This is a genomic window from Azovibrio sp. (assembly GCF_049658005.1).
In the GTDB taxonomy this organism is placed as follows: domain Bacteria; phylum Pseudomonadota; class Gammaproteobacteria; order Burkholderiales; family Rhodocyclaceae; genus Azovibrio.
Genome location: NZ_JBASOH010000029.1, coordinates 1 through 3,524, shown reverse-complemented (window position 1 = coordinate 3,524; position 3,524 = coordinate 1). Strand labels below are relative to the sequence as shown.

General features: G+C 68.8%; 4 protein-coding genes. All 4 read left to right on the top strand.

Annotation, left to right across the window (positions count from 1 at the left end):
- On the top strand, nucleotides 1–628 hold a 628-nt coding region (locus WBH99_RS03130), incomplete at its 5' end, for a hypothetical protein (RefSeq protein ID WP_424218654.1).
- Nucleotides 625–2,517 (top strand): AAA family ATPase, encoded by a 1,893-nt coding sequence (locus WBH99_RS03125; RefSeq protein WP_424218653.1) that lies wholly within the window; start codon nucleotides 625–627, stop codon nucleotides 2,515–2,517. The genes WBH99_RS03130 and WBH99_RS03125, both read left to right, overlap by 4 nt.
- A 2-nt stretch (nucleotides 2,518–2,519) precedes the next feature.
- A complete protein-coding gene (locus WBH99_RS03120; protein ID WP_424218652.1) occupies nucleotides 2,520–3,191 on the top strand; it encodes a 4Fe-4S single cluster domain-containing protein in 672 nt (223 codons plus the stop codon).
- A partial coding sequence (locus tag WBH99_RS03115; protein WP_424218651.1) for a hypothetical protein occupies nucleotides 3,188–3,524 on the top strand: 337 nt, incomplete at its 3' end. The genes WBH99_RS03120 and WBH99_RS03115, both read left to right, overlap by 4 nt.

The window sequence follows — 3,524 nt, the reverse complement described above, 5'->3', positions numbered from 1 at the left end:
GGCCGATGCCGTCCTGGCCGCAAGCTGGCGGGCGCAATTGCCGGACGAGGCGCCCGCCTCCCTGGCGGCCCTGCTGGGCGAAGTAGCCGCCGGCCTGGGGCGTCTGGACGAGGCAACCCGGCGCCAGGTGGAGGAACTGCTGGCCGCCGCCAGCGCCGAACAGGCCCGGCAGGAGGCCAAAGCCGCGAGCATCGTGCTGGAACAATCCCTGAAAGACCTGGGCTATCAGGTCGATGAAGTGAGCGAAACCCTGTTCATGGAAGGCGGCATCCTCCACTTTCAGCGTCCGGGCTGGGAGGGCTACCATGTCCGCCTGCGCGCCAACGTCAAGGAAAAAACCTTCAACTTCAACGTCGTGCGGGCCCGCGAGGAAAGCGCCGCCGAAGAGGAGGGCGCGGTGCGAAAGCGCCTCGACTTCATCGCCGAGGAACGCTGGTGCGCCGAATTCCCGAGGCTGCTCGACACCCTGGCGGCCCGGGGCCTGAAGCTGGAGGTGACCCGCCGCCTGGAAGCGGGAGAACTGCCGGTCCAGGCCGTGGCCCCGGAAAGCCTGCCCCATTTCGAGGCCGGGGAGCAGGCCCGCCCCCTGGCCGCCCCGAGAGCCATGGACCTGCCCGGTAAATCATGAGCACCGATGCCCACTCCGCCCTGACGCCCCGCTGGGTCCGCGACCTGGAGCGGCTGCTGCCGATCCGTTCCCAGTTCATCGTGGCGGGCAACATCCGCGATCATTTCCTCGCCCCCCTCGATGATGGCAGCCTCACCCCGGTGCCCCTGGTGCGCTGCCTGTGGTCGGCCCTGCAGCGCCAGGACTGCCGCTTCTTGCTGATCTATGACCCGGTGGGGGGCCTGCGTCCCTATCCCAACGAGCCGCCGGCGGTGGAACTGGCGACCCAGCTCTTTGACCTGAAGCTCCAGGACGGGGCCATGCCGATGAGCCTGGACAGCCTCTCCGGCGTGATGCAGCGCCTGACCCGGATGCGCGAGGCCCGCTGCGCCCTGCTGGTGGATTTTGCCTCCCGGCTGGTGCGCCACCCGGACCAGCTCGATGCCGGCGAGCACCGCTTCTTCCTGGCCGCCGAACGGCTGGCGGTGCAGGCGGTGCCGGTCATGGTCAAAAACCGGATGCCTCGGGAGCCGGGGCCCCTGGCCGACAACAAGCCCCGCTTCAACCCGGTGCTGTGGCTCCTGAACCGGCCCCAGGATCTGCCCTCCTGGTTCGCCCTGGACAACGCCCGGGTGGAGAGCCTCACAGTCGGCCTGCCGGATTTCGAGACCCGGGAGGCGGCGGCCCGGAGCTATTTCACCTTGTTCCGGCAGATGGACGAGGCCGGCCCCGGCGAGCGCGACAAGTTCGCCCGCGACTTTGCCGCCGCCACCGAGGGCCTGCCGCTGACGGCCCTCTCCGATGCGGCCCAGCTCGCGGACCGGCAGGGCATCGCCTTCCGGGATGTGGAGGACGCGGTGCAGTGCTACAAGGTGGGGGTCCTGGAAAATCCCTGGAAGAAGCCCTACCTGCGCCAGCGCATCGCCGGGGCGGCGGAGTTCATCGAAACCCGGGTGAAGGGCCAGCAACAGGCGGTCACCAAGAGCGTGGACATCCTCATGCGCTCGGTGATGGGCCTCACCGGGGCCCAGGCCAGAAGCGGCGGCAACCGGCCCCGGGGGGTGCTGTTCTTCGCCGGCCCCACCGGGGTGGGCAAGACCGAACTCGCCAAGACCCTGACCCAGCTCGTGTTTGGCGACGAGCGGGCCTACCTGCGCTTCGACATGAGCGAATTCGCCGAGGAGCACACGGGAGCGCGGCTCCTGGGCGCGCCGCCCGGCTACGTCGGTTTCGAGGCGGGCGGCGAACTCACCAACGCGGTGCGCGACAAGCCCTTCTCGATGGTGCTGTTTGACGAGGTGGAAAAGGCCCATCCGCGCATCCTCGACAAGTTCCTGCAAATCCTCGAGGACGGCCGCCTCACCGACGGCCGCGGCGATACCGCCTATTTTTCCGAGACCATCCTGGTGTTCACCTCCAACCTCGGCATCTATGTGGAAGACGCCCAGGGCCGGCGCATCCAGAACGTGCAGCCGGGGGATAGCTACGCCACCGTCGAGAGCCGGGTCAAGGGCGCCATCGCCGATTACTTCAAGTACCGCCTCTCCCGGCCGGAAATCCTCAACCGCATCGGTGACAACATCGTGGTGTTCAACTTCATCACCCCGCCCGTGGCCGAGCGCATCTTTGCCGGCATGCTCGACAACGTGGTCAGCCGGGTGCGGGAAGAGCACCAGCTGGAACTGGAGCTGGAACCCGCCGTGCGCCGGGAATTGATGGCCCGCTGCATCGACGATCTTTCCAACGGTGGCCGGGGCATCGGCAACCAGCTCGAATCCCTGTTCATCAATCCCCTGGCCCGGGCCCTGTTCGGCCTGGATCTGGAGGGGCGGCAACGGCAGGGTGGAAAACTGCGGGTGGCGGAGTTCAAAGAGAGCGAGGAGAAGATCGTCACCCTGGGGCTGGCGTGAGCGTGGCCCGGCATCCCCGCGCGCCCCTGCTGCGCCTTGACAAGGCCCATTACCCGGTCACGGTGCTGGGGCACGGGCGGCGCATCGGCATCTGGTTTCAAGGCTGCAGCATCCACTGCAAGGGCTGTGTCTCCCAGGACAGCTGGGACCCGGCCAAAGGCGGCAGCCTGAGCGTGCCGGAACTGCTGGCCTGGTGCCGGGACAAGGCAAAAGGGGGCGTGGACGGCATCACCCTGAGCGGCGGCGAGCCCTTCGACCAGCCTCTTGCCCTGGGCGCCCTCCTCGATGGCCTGGGGCGCTGGCGCCGGCAGGCCGGGCTGGAGCTGGACCTGCTCTGCTACAGCGGCTATCCCCTGAAAACCCTGGAGGCCCGCCACGCCGCCCTGCTCGAGAAGCTCGATGCCCTGATTCCCGAACCCTATGCCGAAGCCCTGCCCGAAGGCGGGCTCTGGCGCGGCTCCGCCAACCAGACCCTGGTGCCCCTGTCACCCCTGGGCGAGGCCCGCTACGGCCACCGGCGGGAGGAGCCGGCCCAGGGCAAGAGCCTGCAAGTGAGCCTCGAAGGCGGGCGCATCTGGATGATCGGCATCCCCGCCCGGGGCGACATGGCGGCCCTGGAAAGCCTGTGCGCCGAACGGGGCCTGAGCCTGGATCAGGTATCCTGGCGGCGATGAAGCGCTACATCCGCATCTGCCCCGTCTGCGACACCGAAAACCCGCCCGACCGGGTCCATTGCAGCGCCTGCGCCACCTTGCTGGCCGGGGTGGATTTTTCCCTGCCGCGAGAGACGCCCGGCGCCGGGGAAGCGGCAGTTCCGGCGGAGCCTGCGGCCATTGCCGTACTGGCGGACGAAAAGCCGGCGCCCACCGGGCCTGTTGCCGCCGACTTTGCCGCTGCCGACTTTGCCGACGCCAACTCTACCGACGCCGACTCTGCCGCCGCCGAATCCGGCCGCGCCGGCCTGGACTGGCCGGCATTCTCCGCTCTGGACGCTCGAGCGGCAGAGC